The 14,190-nt window shown below is 35.9% G+C and carries 15 protein-coding genes; 10 read left to right on the top strand and 5 right to left on the bottom strand.

Features of this window, described 5'->3' with window-relative positions; genetic code table 11:
• Nucleotides 1-5: 5 nt before the first annotated feature.
• The 3 genes from kynU to QP953_RS19415 form a co-directional block, all read right to left on the bottom strand.
• A complete protein-coding gene (gene kynU / locus QP953_RS19425; protein WP_309552469.1) occupies nucleotides 6-1,289 on the bottom strand; it encodes a kynureninase in 1,284 nt (427 codons plus the stop codon).
• A 174-nt stretch (nucleotides 1,290-1,463) separates the two neighbouring features.
• Nucleotides 1,464-2,174, bottom strand: a complete 711-nt coding sequence (locus QP953_RS19420; protein WP_052599275.1) for an SDR family oxidoreductase — start codon at nucleotides 2,172-2,174, stop codon at nucleotides 1,464-1,466.
• A 334-nt stretch (nucleotides 2,175-2,508) separates the two neighbouring features.
• Nucleotides 2,509-3,081, bottom strand: coding sequence for a Maf family nucleotide pyrophosphatase (locus tag QP953_RS19415; RefSeq protein WP_052599276.1), 573 nt, complete (start codon nucleotides 3,079-3,081; stop codon nucleotides 2,509-2,511).
• Between the two features lie 361 nt (nucleotides 3,082-3,442).
• On the opposite strand from QP953_RS19415, the gene QP953_RS19410 reads away from it, so the two are divergent.
• From QP953_RS19410 to QP953_RS19380, 7 genes are all read left to right on the top strand, one after another.
• A complete protein-coding gene (locus QP953_RS19410; RefSeq protein WP_197043926.1) occupies nucleotides 3,443-4,003 on the top strand; it encodes an NADAR family protein in 561 nt (186 codons plus the stop codon).
• Between the two features lie 116 nt (nucleotides 4,004-4,119).
• Complete coding sequence (locus QP953_RS19405) at nucleotides 4,120-4,491, top strand: hypothetical protein (protein WP_052599277.1); 372 nt, start codon at nucleotides 4,120-4,122, stop codon at nucleotides 4,489-4,491.
• A gap of 103 nt (nucleotides 4,492-4,594) precedes the next feature.
• Complete coding sequence (gene era / locus QP953_RS19400) at nucleotides 4,595-5,497, top strand: GTPase Era (RefSeq protein WP_052599278.1); 903 nt, start codon at nucleotides 4,595-4,597, stop codon at nucleotides 5,495-5,497.
• Nucleotides 5,498-5,546: 49 nt separating this feature from the next.
• Nucleotides 5,547-5,942, top strand: a complete 396-nt coding sequence (locus tag QP953_RS19395) for a hypothetical protein (RefSeq protein ID WP_309552467.1) — start codon at nucleotides 5,547-5,549, stop codon at nucleotides 5,940-5,942.
• An 11-nt stretch (nucleotides 5,943-5,953) separates the two neighbouring features.
• The gene (locus QP953_RS19390; protein WP_309552466.1) at nucleotides 5,954-6,289 is read left to right on the top strand and encodes a hypothetical protein; all 336 of its coding nucleotides are present in this window, start codon (nucleotides 5,954-5,956) and stop codon (nucleotides 6,287-6,289) included.
• A 32-nt stretch (nucleotides 6,290-6,321) separates the two neighbouring features.
• Complete coding sequence (locus QP953_RS19385; protein ID WP_309552464.1) at nucleotides 6,322-6,681, top strand: hypothetical protein; 360 nt, start codon at nucleotides 6,322-6,324, stop codon at nucleotides 6,679-6,681.
• Nucleotides 6,682-6,714: 33 nt separating this feature from the next.
• Nucleotides 6,715-7,608 carry a hypothetical protein gene (locus QP953_RS19380; RefSeq protein ID WP_052599282.1) on the top strand — a complete coding sequence of 298 codons (894 nt, stop codon included), beginning with the start codon at nucleotides 6,715-6,717 and terminating at the stop codon, nucleotides 7,606-7,608.
• A gap of 78 nt (nucleotides 7,609-7,686) precedes the next feature.
• Here the strand turns inward: QP953_RS19380 and QP953_RS19375 are convergent, their stop codons facing one another.
• Complete coding sequence (locus QP953_RS19375; RefSeq protein WP_309552462.1) at nucleotides 7,687-8,415, bottom strand: FkbM family methyltransferase; 729 nt, start codon at nucleotides 8,413-8,415, stop codon at nucleotides 7,687-7,689.
• A gap of 509 nt (nucleotides 8,416-8,924) precedes the next feature.
• On the opposite strand from QP953_RS19375, the gene QP953_RS19370 reads away from it, so the two are divergent.
• Together QP953_RS19370 and QP953_RS19365 are read left to right on the top strand one after the other, a co-directional pair.
• Complete coding sequence (locus QP953_RS19370) at nucleotides 8,925-10,223, top strand: DEAD/DEAH box helicase (RefSeq protein WP_052599284.1); 1,299 nt, start codon at nucleotides 8,925-8,927, stop codon at nucleotides 10,221-10,223.
• Nucleotides 10,224-10,230: 7 nt separating this feature from the next.
• Nucleotides 10,231-10,437 (top strand): YwbE family protein, encoded by a 207-nt coding sequence (locus tag QP953_RS19365; protein WP_309552460.1) that lies wholly within the window; start codon nucleotides 10,231-10,233, stop codon nucleotides 10,435-10,437.
• Nucleotides 10,438-10,450: 13 nt separating this feature from the next.
• Here QP953_RS19365 and QP953_RS19360 read toward each other — a convergent pair whose 3' ends face one another.
• Nucleotides 10,451-11,098: a hypothetical protein gene (locus tag QP953_RS19360; RefSeq protein WP_309552458.1), complete on the bottom strand. Its 648-nt coding sequence runs from the start codon at nucleotides 11,096-11,098 to the stop codon at nucleotides 10,451-10,453.
• 830 nt (nucleotides 11,099-11,928) lie between these two features.
• On the opposite strand from QP953_RS19360, the gene QP953_RS19355 reads away from it, so the two are divergent.
• Complete coding sequence (locus QP953_RS19355; protein WP_052599287.1) at nucleotides 11,929-14,067, top strand: DPP IV N-terminal domain-containing protein; 2,139 nt, start codon at nucleotides 11,929-11,931, stop codon at nucleotides 14,065-14,067.
• Nucleotides 14,068-14,190 lie beyond the last annotated feature (123 nt).

The raw sequence follows: 14,190 nt of genomic DNA, 5'->3' as shown, positions 1-14,190 counted from the left end.
ACTTATTATTTAGATTCTCTGAGACATGTGCGCATTACTTGTATAAAGTTATAAACATCTAAAAAGCTGTTGTAAAGAGGCACAGGGGCTACTCTAATAACATCTGGTTCTCTCCAATCTGCAATAACTCCTTTAGCTGTAATGGCTTCAAAAAATGCTTTGTTGCCATTTTCAACTTTGATAGATAGTTGACAGCCTCTATCTTTGGGAGATTGTGGGGTGATAATGCTAATTCTATCGGTATTAATATTCAAGAGCATAAATTCCATATAGGCTGTTAAGAAGGTGCTTTTTTCTCGTAGCCTAGACATGCCTACCTCATCAAATAATTCTAAGGAAGCTAATAAAGGGGTCATAGAAAATACAGGTGCATTACTCAATTGCCAAGCTTCTGCTGAAGGCATAGGGTGAAACTGGTCGCCCATCAAAAATCGAGTATTCTTATCGTGTCCCCACCAACCTTCAAATCTAGGGATGTTAGGATCGTTTAAGTGCTTTTCATGCACAAAAGCTCCCGCAATAGCACCTGGACCACTATTCAAGTATTTGTAATGGCACCAAACTGCAAAATCTATGTTCCAATCATGTAGGTCCAAATCAACATTACCAACAGCATGCGCCAAGTCAAAACCAACCAAAGCTCCTACGGCATGTCCTGCATTAGTAATGCGTTTTAAGTCAAAGAACTGCCCTGTATAATAGTTGACACCTCCAATCATAACCAATGCTAGTGTATCCCCATTTTCTTTGATAACAGCCTCAATGTCTTCAATACGCAAGGTTTCTTCGCCCTCTCTGGGTGTTAGTTGAATCAAACTCTCAGAAGGATCATAACCATGAAAACGAATTTGAGAGTCCACGGCGTATTTATCAGAAGGAAATGCTGCCTTTTCAATTATGATTTTATAACGTTGTTGGGTAGGGCGGTAGAACGAGACCATCATAAGATGTAGATTGGTGGTCAATGTATTCATGACCACAACTTCCTTTTCTTTTGCCCCGACTATTTTAGATAGTTTTTCACTAAAAAACTCGTGGTAAGGCATCCATGCATTTTTGGCATGAAAGTGCCCTTCGACACCATATTTTTTCCAGTCGTTTAACTCTTGTTGCAAATATTTTTCTACATTTTTCGGCTGCAAACCTAAAGAATTGCCACAGAAATAAAGACTTTCTGTTCCGTCATTATGTTGGGGAATATAAAATTGATCTCTATATTTTTTTAGAGAATCTTGCTCATCCATCTGTAGAGCAAAATCTATACTAGTTTCAAATGATGTTATTTTCATGGTTTCCATTAATATTAATAGTTACGACAAGAGCATGTACAATTACCAATAGAGGTATGTTCGGTTAATGCACAAAACTGCGCCTAATTGAAGGCGCAGTGGTGCAAAAATGAATATTTTTTGATAAAATCCCAAGTGATTTAAAGACAAGAAATCAAAAAATATAAAAGAAGATTATTGAGCAGCCCAAGGGTTGGTTGCCCAAACAGACAATTCAGGAATCATACCACGGTCGTCCATTTCCAAAATAGATTTGATACTATGAGCGATTTCTGTCGGTGTTAATTTATGTTCTACCGTTGGTTTTTCTTCTCGATCTGGATTGTTAAATGCCGTTGGTACTTCACTAGGATTTACTTGGAGTACACGAATGTTTAAAGGGCGTAGTTCTGCTTGCCAGCATTGTGTTAGTGCACGCAATGCAAATTTAGATGCAGCATAAATAGAACCTCTAGCAAAACCTTTTAGAGCGGCAGTAGAAGCAATGTTGATAATGTGACCACTACCTTGTTTTTTGAAATGTGGCAATACCTCTTGTGTTAATAACGTTAATCCAAAAACATTGGTAGAAAACACACGTTCAAAATGCTCTAATTTAATTTCTCCCAAAGCGGGAAACTCACCAATACCAGCGTTGTTGATAAGCACATCAATTCCTCCTAACTTTGCAATAGCCTCTTCTGTTTTGCTGGGCAATATTTCGTAATTAGCGATGTCAAAAGCGAGCCCCAAACAGCCAATATTGTTGGCTACTTTGTTTACTTTTTCTGCATTACGTCCTGTAATCAACACCTTAGCACCTGCTTCTGTCAAAACTTCTGCCATTGCTTTTCCTAGTCCTGAACTGCCTCCTGTTAAAAGGACTTTTGCATCTTTTAAATTCATACTATTTTGTATCGTTTTGTGTGATTAATTATATATATTAATAGTATGGAAATGCCAAAAGTCTTGAAAAGGTTGTGATAGATGGTAAGTTTTAACAAATAAGTAAGTGGGCAGAAAAAAATATAGCTAAAAAAATAGACTTATTTTTAGTGCTAGTCAAAGAGAAAAAGTGCAGATTTACCTGCGGTGCTACTGCGTGGTAGCGGGCTAAAGCAAGATGTTTCGATGAAGAGTAGCGCAAAAAGAAGGTTGTTTTTATATAGTTTTTTCTGAACGATTACTTATTGTACAAAACGTTACTTTGTTTAAAATTGCATTAGCTTATTTTTTTATCTTAAAAGCTCATCAAAGCTTCGTAAACCTTTTGTGTTGGTAGTCCAACAATACTATTGTAAGCGCCATCAATTTTGATAATTTTGGCGAGCCCAATCCACTCTTGAATGGCATAAGCTCCTGCCTTATCATAAGGTTGGTAGTTGTGAATATAGTAATCAATTTCCTTGCGAGAAAGTGGCGCAAAATGTACATTAGCAACATCTGAAAAGACGACCTCTTTATCCAAGCTCAATAGACATACGCCTGTAATGACTTGATGCACTTTTCCAGACAAAGCTGTTAAAATACGAACAGCATCTTCGTAATCTTTCGGTTTGTGATAAATAGTATCCTCCAACAATACAATGGTGTCGGAAGCCAAGATTACTTTCCCATTTGTTAGATGTGTTCGGACAGCATTGGCTTTTTGTTGTGCTAAAAACGCAGGAACTTCTTTTTTTTGCAATTCTTCAGGAAAATCTTCCACTATATCTTGTAAGACAACCTCAAATTCAAACCCGAGTTCTGTTAATAGTTGCTTCCTTCTTGGTGACTTGCTGGCTAATAATATGCTTGGTTTTATTTTTTGCATGGATAATTTTGTATTTTAAATCTTATCTTTATTGGTCAAATCAAAGTACCTTTACAGACAATGGTCTATTCTAAACAAAGATATATGTTTGCTCAAAGTACGCAGTTTTTGATAATATTATGAGTTAAGTCGAAAAATAGATGTTGTTTTATAAGAACATTATTTCGTTTGAAAATCGCATTAGCTTGATTGTTAGTAAGGTGTTTTTTATTGTTAAAAGGGTAAGTGATTGGTAGTCAATTAATAAGTGCTCTTAGCGTAAACGGATGTAAAGATGCTTTTTGTGGTTTTTATAAAAAAACGAAAAAATCCATGAAGTATTAAAGAAAAAATCTGACTTAAACTTTAAATTTGCTCTATGATGAAATATACTATAAAATGGCTTTTGGAGAAAGTCGAAGAAGAAAATCGCATTAAATATTTGTTTTTTTGGGGGCATCAACCTCAAAAAGACGGAACGATTGGGGCTACTTGTATGAGTCAATGGTTTGATCAAGATTGTTCCTTTGTGGTCGATGGCATTCGCTACCAAACCGCCGAGCATTGGATGATGGCAGAAAAAGCGCGTCTATTCGATGATCCAGAAATGGTTGAACGCATTTTAGCAAGTAATTCGGCTGCCAAAGCCAAAAAATTAGGTCGTTTGGTACATAATTTTGATACTGAAAAATGGGAAGCCAATGCATTTGAAATTGTTAAACAAGGTTCTATTCACAAATTTGGACAAAATCCGCCATTAAAAGAGTATTTGTTGAATACCAACAATCGTGTTTTGGTAGAAGCCAGTCCCTTGGATAAAATTTGGGGAATAGGATTGGCTAAAGACCACGAACATGCCGCACAACCTGCTTTTTGGCAAGGGAGAAACTTATTAGGTTTCGCATTGATGGAGGCAAGAGATGTATTGGCTGAAAATCGATAAATAGGAAATGCTCTTTGTCAAATAAGATTGAGAAAAGGTCATAACGCTAAGTTATTTTAAGGAGTGGTGTCTGAGTCTTAGAGGGGGATTAGTAGATGACTGTTAAAAGAAATAAAATGATTAAATTTTTAGGAGCCACATTGGCTATTTTTGTATTAGGGTATTTCGGTACCTTTATTGGGTGGTGGGGCATTGTAGTGGTTGCTGCTGTGACTGGTTTTATAGTTCAAATTCAAGGTGGATTGAGCTTTTTGAGTGGTTTGTTAGGCGGTGCCTTGTTTTTTGGTTTATATACCTATTATTTAGATAATGCCAATGGGGGGCAGTTGTCAGGTATGATGACAGAAGTACTAAAATTCAATCCTTTTTTGCCAACGGTTGCCATTGGTGCTTTGTTAGCTGGGCTGGGAATGTTAACGGGGAAATATGCACGAGATGCTTTCTTTGGAGAACAGAAAAAGCCTAAATATAGAGGCCGATACAGATAATCGATATGATAGACTATTGGTATTTTTATTTTATAGAGAGTTTGGTGTTGTTATGATGCACCACTTGTTAAACAAAAGGATTTAAAACGTTAAAGAAAGAAACATGAAGAAACCACATCGTTCAGGTTTTGTAAATATTATCGGTCGTCCAAATGTTGGAAAATCGACTTTGATGAATGCGTTGGTAGGAGAGCGTATGTCTATTATTACGAATAAGCCACAAACGACAAGACATCGTATTATTGGTATTGTTAGCGACGAGGATTATCAAATTGTATTTTCTGATACGCCAGGATTTATTAAGGACCCATCTTATGAAATGCAGGAGAGCATGAATAAGTTTGTCTCAGGTTCATTCAAAGATGGTGATATTATGGTTTTGGTGGTAGACGTAACCGAAACGTATGATAATGACAACCCATTGTTTAAAAAATTGCAGGGGGTAGAGGTACCTTTATTCTTAGTTTTGAATAAAAAAGATTTGGTAGACGAAGGTGTTTTGTTGAACAAAGTATTGGAATGGAAAGACAAGGCTGATTTTCAGGAAATTATTCCTATTTCGGCTTTGCAAAATAAGGGAACAGATGTTTTATTAGAATGTATTTTAGATAATCTTCCGATTGGTCCTGTTTATTATCCCAAAGATCAGTTTACGGATCGCCCAGAACGTTTTTTTGTATCTGAAATTATTCGAGAAAAAATCTTGATGAATTATTATCAAGAAATCCCATACTCTTGTGAAGTAGTTGTAGATGCTTTTAAGGAAGATCCTGATCCTAAGAAGAATTTGGTTCGAATTCATGCCACTATTTTTGTTGCTCGTGCGAGTCAGAAAAATATTATCATAGGAAAAAAAGGAGCTGCTATTAAGAAAGTGGGAATTGATGCTCGTTATGCTATTGAAAAATTCTTAGAGAAAAAGATTTACTTAGAACTTTTTGTGAAAGTTAAGGACAATTGGAGAAATGACGATAAGATGCTGAAAAGCTTTGGGTATAAAGAATAAAACCATTGGATAATAATTGGTATTCTAGTCTTATTCTAATGACTTCTCTATGATGACAGAAGAACTAACATTGCCTGCAATTGCATCAGGAATGGTTGTCGCAACTTGGATTTTAGGCAAGGCTATCCGTTCTATTCCTAGCTTATACGAGGATTCTAAGACTAAGAAAGGAACTGAAATGTATGGGGATTTGTCCATGCTTCTTGGTTTTCGTGTTATCAAAATATTACTTATACTAGGAGGAATGATATGGGGAGAACACCAATTGGGGTATAGCTCGCAATGGTTGAAAAATGTAACGTATGCTATTTTTATTGCTTTGTTTGCTGCTGGTTTTCTTTCCTTTTTGGTATTAACAGGAACGCTCTTGTTGGCGAAAATAACGAAAATACAAGCGCCGAATAATGGGGTGGATGTACTAGACCATGACGATAGAATGACTTAAAAACAATATATATGCTTTCTTTTTTCTTGGTAGCGAGTAAAATTTATTTGATAGGAATATCCATTGCGTTGCTTGTCTTGCTATATCAGGCCTTGCCCAAAGTATATCAGTTAGAAAAAGAAGGGAAGAATTGGGCAAATGAGTTGTTATTAGTAATTATTGGTTCTTTTTATGGAATCTTTGGAATGATAGCAACGATGTTTTGGATTGGTTTAATTCTAACTTTCTGTACGGATGTTGCTTATCTAGCATGGAATTTCATCGGACAATTAGCTGTTGTTTTGGTTGTAATTGTTCTAATTATCGTACTGACAGTAGGACTTGCAAAAGCCCAAAAGAAAGCTTAAATTTATAGACGAAAAATAAATATCTCTCAATAATGCCAACCGATCAATTTGACATAACGGCTCAATCAATTTTATTTTTGATGCCACCAGGAGTTCAACCACCTTTTCAAGTCCGATTAGGAGTACATACTACTAATGGAGGACTGTTATCCAAAGGTGATTTTACAATTGCAAACTGCCAAGATATAGCAGATGCTGTACAAAAGGCAATGCAATTGATTGAAACAATGAACTTAAAAATGGCCGCAGATTTTATTTTGGTTTTACCACCATTTGTAGGGCGAAACGAAGCAGAAGAAGCTGCTTTGATTGACACGGCATGGAGTATCAAAGAGGCTGCTGATAAAGGTGGATGGGAATTTTCTAGACATCTTCCTCCGCCTATTTTTTAATTGAAGAAGTCGTTCTTACTAACGTTCCCCACTATGAAATCATATATTCCTAGTCTGTGCTTAATATGTATTGTACAATTGTGGTCTTGTGCAAGTCAGTCAGATTCATTCAAACAAGAGACCATTCCACAACAAGAGAACAAGGGGAGGGCTTTGCCTAAAACTACTCCTAAAGTTGAAGATGCTGTTGAAGAAGAACCAGAGCATTTAAAAACAGATGAAACAACTGAAAAACCAGCTTATTCAGAGGAAGAGAGTATTGTGCAAAGTAATAAAGGAAAGACTTCTGGCGAAGTCAATGCCAATAGTGGGGGGACTACTATTCAGTTGGAAGATAAGATGGAAGGTACTTCTATTATTTCTTATCACAATATCATAGAAAAAGAGGTTTCCAAAATGCCTGTGCAAGGTCAAAAAGTGAAATTGATGATTAAAAATAATCATCAATATGCCATGTGGTATCTAATGCCCGTTTCGGGTGAAAAAACAATGCCTAGTGATGGACAGTTTTATGCCAATCCAGAAGCTAGCCCTCCTTTTTTGGTCAAGCAATACGGTTCTGCAAATAGCAAGCTAATTGAATTAATTTACCATGGAAAAGAGGCGCAAAGCTTTCGAGCTTTTTATATTGAGGCAGGCAGTTCGTTGTTATTTAGAAATTACGACTTAGGAACTTACCAAGAGGGGGAGTATGTTCCTTTTTGGGCAATTAAGGGATTGGTTGTTGATGATAAAATAAATTTGGAAGATTGGCTGCCATTTTCTGTCGTTTCATCCCCCAATGTTGTAATTCACAACACAACAGAAAGTGGCGCAGCTAAGTGGATTGATATGGGAGCAGAAGCTGTTTTCCCGAAGCAAAAGATTCACTTTGTACAAGCAAGCGGTATCAAAAAACATCAAATACCAGTTGGCGTGATTCGATAGTTGGTATGGTGTTAAAAATTATGAGATAATTGCTAGGCAGTCTACTAGGAGGCTATAGGGAATCATATTTTGATGAATTTACCGTTCTATTGGATTCCAATGTACATAAATATCTCCAGTGAGTATATGCTTAGGTAATGTTTGAATGTATTGATAAAAATCGTTTTGGGGCAGCCACTTTTTTAAGTATAGTTGCATGGATTCATAAGGGGAGAAGTTGTATTCCAAATTAGAAAATTTAGACAAAATTTTAAGACATTCTAGTGCCTTGTTTTGTAGACGGTTATTATATTCAAATGAAAGGTAGGGAATCGGTTGAGACAAGCCTTTTAGCACTTCTGTTTCATAACCTTCTACATCAATTTTGCAAAATTGAGGGCATCCATATTTTTGAATAAGTTGATCCAAGGTTGACAATGGAATTATTATTGTTTTGTCCCATACAATAGGATGCTTTTCTTGATGACTATATTGCTCAATAAACAAAGTGCTAAGTGTTGAAACTTCGTGATAATTGGCTAAGTGCAGCGTGCCTTCTCCCGCTTGGGCACCTAAAGCTAGTGGAAGTATGTCAACGAGTGGATGATTACCAAATTTTTTTTCTAGGATTTGACAACAATTTTGAGTGGGTTCTATGGCAACTACTTTTGCGCCCAAAGTTGAAAAAGTATGCGTACGACTTCCTACATTAGCACCTACATCAAAACACAAATCGCCTTTTTTTATAAACTGTTGATAGAATGCTTCTTGTTGCTTTCGTTTGCGTGTATTGGAGCGTATTTGTTTTATTTTTTTGATCCAGTTCATAACTTTTTAGAAGGGGAATAAAGGAACTAAAGAGGCATTAGATATACTGTACATACTAAAGATAGGCAATTATTTAGGACAAGACTTTCAAATTAACTTAAAAATGAGACAATTATTAGAGCAAATGATGTTAACGGCTTGTAAATCTGTCAAAAAATAGACTAGAAATAATAGAAAGCTACTTTACTAAGACTTTCTAAAAAAAAAATATTACTTTTGATAGTAATAGTTCACTTATTACCTATGGTGTTATTCATCGTAACTCTTTTAGTTACTTGCTATATTACGTGAGTTCATTATTCTCCGTTAGTTTAGCTGTTTGAGCAAAAAATAAAAAAAATCGTGTGTTAATTTGATAATTAACTGCTTATTGTTTGCTTTGTGAAGGCTTATTGTATTGGTTATTAACGGAGTAATTGATTTTGTATGTTTTAAAGTGAGCTAATGATAGAAAAAGAAAACGTCACTCGCGGGCGTAAAAAATTGCATATATTATATATTGATAAGAAATGACATTTGAGGAATTAGAGTTAGATTATGATCTATTAGATGCGTTGGATTATATGGGATTCGTGGAGGCAACACCAATTCAAGAACAAGCTATCCCATTGATATTAGAAGGACAAGATTTGATTGCTTGTGCTCAAACAGGAACTGGAAAAACGGCAGCTTTTATTTTACCAATCTTGAATAAGTTAGCTGAAAACCCTACGGCACATACCAATACATTAGTCATCTGTCCAACTCGTGAATTGGCGATTCAAATTGAAAAACAGGTACAAGGATTTGCCTATTTTGTGGGAGTAAGTTCGATTGCTGTTTATGGCGGTAGTGGAGGAGATGATTTTGCACAACAAAAACGTGCGTTGACACAAGGAAGTAATATTATTGTTGCTACTCCTGGTAAACTTATTTCACACCTAAATTTGGGTTACGTTAAGTTTGATAATATACAGCATTTAATTTTAGATGAGGCTGATCGAATGTTGGATATGGGATTTTTAGATGATATCCAAAAGATCATTTCTTATTTACCTAAAAAACGTCAAAACTTGATGTTTAGTGCTACCATGGCACCCAAAATAAGAACTTTAGCCAATCAAATTTTAACCCAACCCAAAACAATTAACATTGCTTTAGATAAGCCAGCAGAAGGCGTGCTACAAGCCGTCTATTTAGCTTATGATAATCAAAAAACACCCTTGATTCATAGCTTAATTTCTGATAAACCTAATTATGAACGCATCCTGATTTTTACATCTACTAAAAGGAAAGTATTTGATATTGTGCGATCGCTGCGCAAAGAAGGGTACTCGGTGGCAGGTATCTCTTCCGATTTAGACCAAGATGAACGTGAAAAAGTACTCTTGGAGTTCAAGCAGAAATCGATACGAATTTTAGTAGCTACAGATATTTTGAGTAGAGGAGTCGATATCAAAGATATTAATTTGGTGATCAATTACGATGTGCCTGGAGATGCTGCTGATTACGTGCATCGTGTGGGGAGAACAGCACGTGCTTCTACGACAGGTGTCGCATTGACATTGGTCAATCCAGACGATATGTACAAATTTGCAAGAATAGAAAAATTGATTGAAAGTAAAATACCTCAAATTCCATTGCCAAAAGAACTAGGAGAAGCGCCAGAATATAAAGTTAGGGGAGGAGGAAGAAATCGAAAAGGAGGTAATAAAAAGCATTACAAGAAGAAAGGGCATCAGACCACTAAAAAATCCAACAATAACCGAAAAAAAAGTAGCTCTAAATCTACTAAAACCAATACTCAAAAAACAAAAAATAAGTCATAGGTAGAAAATGGATGGAAGAAATCGGTCAGATATAAAACCTGGAATGGAAGTGGCTATTGTGCTCAAAAAAGACCAAGTTTCAGGTGTTTTAACGGAGGGCTATGTGAAAAACATTTTGACAAAAAGCCAATTTCACCCTCATGGAATAAAGGTGCGCCTAGATACAGGAGAAGTCGGACGTGTGAAAGAAATTTATGGAGAAGACGATGTTTAATCGTTGATGGGGCTTATAGTATGTAGCTGTAACCAATTTCGTTTAAGTCTTCTTTTAATGTTTTAAAGTCAATACCTTGGGAGGTAAGTTGGTTGATTAAAGAGTTCGTAATAGGAGCATGTTGATAAATTGCTTGAATTGCATTGAGATTCAAACTGACTAATTCATAATATTCCATTGCCCATTGGTGAAATGTTTCAGGATTTCCATCTAATAATTGAAGTAAGCTTTCCGAATCACGGCAAACCACCTCATGAAGCGTATTGTCTAGGTGAATGCCGCTTGTCCATTTGCTGTTAGAGGGAATATTCCAAATACAAAAAGTCGTACCAATACTTTTGACGGGTTCTGTAAACATAAATTCATGAAATTCGTTAGGGAGGTTTTGAGTTATTTTTCCTTTATCTTGTACTGGACTTTCATGGATAAAACCATTTATAATCGCTCCATTTTGTTGAAATAAAATGAGCATCTCATCACCAGAGCCATTTCTCATTTGGCAACAAGCCGCTTCTTTGTCCCAGTTTTTATTGTAAGAATAATACCTATATTCCCACTCTTGGCAAATAATAGCTTCAAGTACGGCAATAGATTGACATCGTTTTTTTAATACTATAGGAGAGGGGATTAAATCAATATTTTTAAGGGATAAGTTTTTCATATTTGTTGTTATGGTGTGGCTTTAACAAATTATTATTTAGTACAAATAGCTGTGTTTTTTTAGTAAAATAGAAAATCCTTCTCAAAAGGAGATCATGTATCATCTATTCTATTAATATTATTCCATTATTTATTCATTAGTAGCAGCGAACCGAGCATAGCGAGCTCACGACCATAGGGAGTAAGAAACCCAGCTTGCTGGCTCATGATCGCAGGGGGAACTAAGCTAACTATTAAAGGTTATGCATGTAAAAAGTTATGGGAATAGTTACTATATCTTTTGGTTTTTAACAGTAGGGAATAGTTTACTCCTCTGTCCTTCTTTTACTTCGTGAGCCTTCGGGTTCTTGATAAAAGAAGCAAACCACGAAGTAGCACCGAAGGTAATCAAGACCCAACACTACGATTAGATGATTTTTGCTGCTTGTTTGCTGAACTAGCTTGCATGCTTCGCCAAGCTAGTTCGGACGCAAAGCTGCGCAGAAATCATTGTCTAATCTCCGTTAACGGTCATTTTTATTGCTCATACAAAATCTACTTAAATAACCTTTATTGTGTTCATAAAAAATGAAAGGTAAAAATAGGAGAAGGACTTAAAATATAGGATGTTTTGTGGTTTATTGTATCTTTAGCTTTTAGGAGGGCAGAATCAAGCCGCAGGTAGAATATTATTTAACTAATTACATATGAACAATACTCCAAAGATAATTGGAAAGCAATAAGTAACAGATAAAAAATCAACTTCATAAACAGTTTCATTGTTAGGAGTGTATTTTTGTTCCCAAGTTGTAAAATTAAGATTTTTTGGAGTACTAATTTGAAAATATTAGCATGAAACTAATCGTATTAATCATTTTACTAGGTGTGTCTTTAGGAATAACGGCACAAGACAAAGAATTGACTTTGGAAGATGCTGTTTTGGGGCAGTGGAGACAGTTTTATCCGACACGTGTTGCTAATTTGACATGGAGAAAAGGACAAGATGTTGTTACATTCCACTCTAAGGATAGCAAGCAGATTATGATGCAAAAAGTAGGAGCTAAGACAGCTCAGGAACTGTTTGATTTGAAAGCGCTAAATAAGGCTTTTGGTGAAGAACTATCTAGAATGCCTTTTATTCAATGGGAGAGTGAGCAAGAGTTTAGTTTTGTTTATGGAGGACAACGATTTTGGATGGCATTAGAAGGGGACAATATTAGTCGAAAATTAGTCGTCCGTATGCCGAAAGAAGCCAACATTGATTATCATAAAAAATCTCAAAATATAGCCTATACCAAAGCGCATAATTTATATGTTCAAGATAAAAATGGAGGTGAATTGGAAGTAACTGCTTTTGAAGATCCTAATATTGTTAGTGGTCAAGCGATTGCTCGATACGAATTTGGAATTGGGAAAGGTACCTTTTGGTCTCCTGATGGGTCGCACTTGGCTTTTTATCAAAAAGATGAAACAGATGTAGCAGATTATCCTCTACTAGATATTACAACAACACCAGGAGCTTTAAAAACAATTAAATATCCTATGGCGGGGCAAAAAAGCGAGTATGCTCGAGTTGGAATTTTTAATGTAGCGACTAAAAAAACAATTTATCTAAAAGTAGATGGTCCTAAAGATCAATATTTGACCAATTTGGGATGGGGACCTGAGAATAAGTATGTTTACGTAGCTGTTGTTAATAGAGAACAAAATCACGTTTGGTTAAATCAATATGATGTCAAAACAGGTAATTTAGTTAAAACACTTTTTGAAGAAAAACATGATAAATACGTAGAACCAGAGCATCCAGTTTGGTTTATTCCTGGCAATAACAAAGAATTTTTGTGGTGGTCAGAAAGAGATGGCTTTATGCATTTGCATCGTTATAATACAGAAGGGAAATACCTAGGACAAGTGACCAAAGGCAAATGGGTAACGTTAAAAGTGTTGGGTTTGGATGATACTAAAAAAATGATTTTGGTGCAAGGCACGGACGAAAGTGGCTTGAATACAACTGTTTATTGTGCGCCATTGGAAGGTGGAAAGCCTTCTAAGCGTTTGGTCAAAGAAGATGGTGTGCATAGCTTTTCTTTGAGTAGCTCTGGAAAATATTTAATAGATGATTATTCTGATATTAAAACACCTCATGTAACACGTATTGTTACTTTAAAAGGAAAAGTAAAAAATACCTTGCATACAGCTGAAAATCCTTATAAAGATTATCAAATATCTAGCCCAGAATTGGTTAGTCTTAAAGCGAAAGATGGCACACCATTGCAAGCACGTTTGATAAAACCAGCTAATTTTGATCCATCTAAAAAATATCCTGTTATTGTCTATGTTTATGGAGGACCTCATGCTCAAATGGTGACCAATAGTTGGCTGGGGAATGCTCGACTATGGATGTATTATGCAGCTAACAAGGGGTATTTGGTATTTACCTTGGACAATAGAGGATCAGCCAATAGAGGGTTAGAATTTGAAAATGTCATTCACAGACAGTTGAGCAAGCATGAAATGGAAGATCAGTTGGTTGGAGTCGACTATCTAAAATCTTTGGCTTATGCTGATACGGATAGAATGGCGGTGCATGGCTGGTCGTATGGTGGTTTTATGACAACTTCCCTGATGTTAAAGCATCCAGATGTCTTTAAAGTAGGAGTTGCTGGTGGACCTGTTACGGATTGGAATTATTATGAGGTAATGTATGGAGAGCGTTATATGGATATGCCCAAAGAAAATCCTGAAGGGTACAAAGAAACACAACTAAAGAATCATGTACAAAACTTAAAAGGAGATTTATTGCTTATTCATGGAACGGTAGATGATGTTGTTGTAATGCAGCATAATTTGAGTTTGGTCAAAGCTTTTGTTGATAATGGCATTTTGATGGATTTCTTTCCTTATCCAATGCACCCACATAATGTAAGGGGCAAAGATCGAGTTCATTTGATGAATAAAGTATTGACTTATATTGATGATAAATTGAAATAGATTACCAGATTTGTAGAGTGATTTGCTGTTTTACATTACTTCGTTGGAGAAACGTATTGGCTTGATTTTTAGTAGGTAATCAACGACCACGAAGTAGCAGCGAACCGAGCTATGCGAGCTCAC

This window comes from Aureispira sp. CCB-E, from assembly GCF_031326345.1.
GTDB lineage: Bacteria > Bacteroidota > Bacteroidia > Chitinophagales > Saprospiraceae > Aureispira.
This window is presented reverse-complemented; position numbering and strand designations above follow the sequence as displayed.

Coding starts and splice junctions, on each gene's coding strand:
- QP953_RS19360 (WP_309552458.1), bottom strand. CDS start 11,098: ATGAAAAACTTATCCCTTAAAAATATTGATTTAATCCCCTCTCCTATA.
- QP953_RS19405 (WP_052599277.1), top strand. CDS start 4,120: ATGATTAAATTTTTAGGAGCCACATTGGCTATTTTTGTATTAGGGTAT.
- QP953_RS19390 (WP_309552466.1), top strand. CDS start 5,954: ATGCTTTCTTTTTTCTTGGTAGCGAGTAAAATTTATTTGATAGGAATA.
- QP953_RS19375 (WP_309552462.1), bottom strand. CDS start 8,415: ATGAACTGGATCAAAAAAATAAAACAAATACGCTCCAATACACGCAAA.
- QP953_RS19415 (WP_052599276.1), bottom strand. CDS start 3,081: ATGCAAAAAATAAAACCAAGCATATTATTAGCCAGCAAGTCACCAAGA.
- QP953_RS19355 (WP_052599287.1), top strand. CDS start 11,929: ATGAAACTAATCGTATTAATCATTTTACTAGGTGTGTCTTTAGGAATA.
- QP953_RS19410 (WP_197043926.1), top strand. CDS start 3,443: ATGAAATATACTATAAAATGGCTTTTGGAGAAAGTCGAAGAAGAAAAT.
- QP953_RS19385 (WP_309552464.1), top strand. CDS start 6,322: ATGCCAACCGATCAATTTGACATAACGGCTCAATCAATTTTATTTTTG.
- QP953_RS19365 (WP_309552460.1), top strand. CDS start 10,231: ATGGATGGAAGAAATCGGTCAGATATAAAACCTGGAATGGAAGTGGCT.
- QP953_RS19370 (WP_052599284.1), top strand. CDS start 8,925: ATGACATTTGAGGAATTAGAGTTAGATTATGATCTATTAGATGCGTTG.
- QP953_RS19380 (WP_052599282.1), top strand. CDS start 6,715: ATGAAATCATATATTCCTAGTCTGTGCTTAATATGTATTGTACAATTG.
- QP953_RS19420 (WP_052599275.1), bottom strand. CDS start 2,174: ATGAATTTAAAAGATGCAAAAGTCCTTTTAACAGGAGGCAGTTCAGGA.
- QP953_RS19395 (WP_309552467.1), top strand. CDS start 5,547: ATGATGACAGAAGAACTAACATTGCCTGCAATTGCATCAGGAATGGTT.
- era (WP_052599278.1), top strand. CDS start 4,595: ATGAAGAAACCACATCGTTCAGGTTTTGTAAATATTATCGGTCGTCCA.
- kynU (WP_309552469.1), bottom strand. CDS start 1,289: ATGAAAATAACATCATTTGAAACTAGTATAGATTTTGCTCTACAGATG.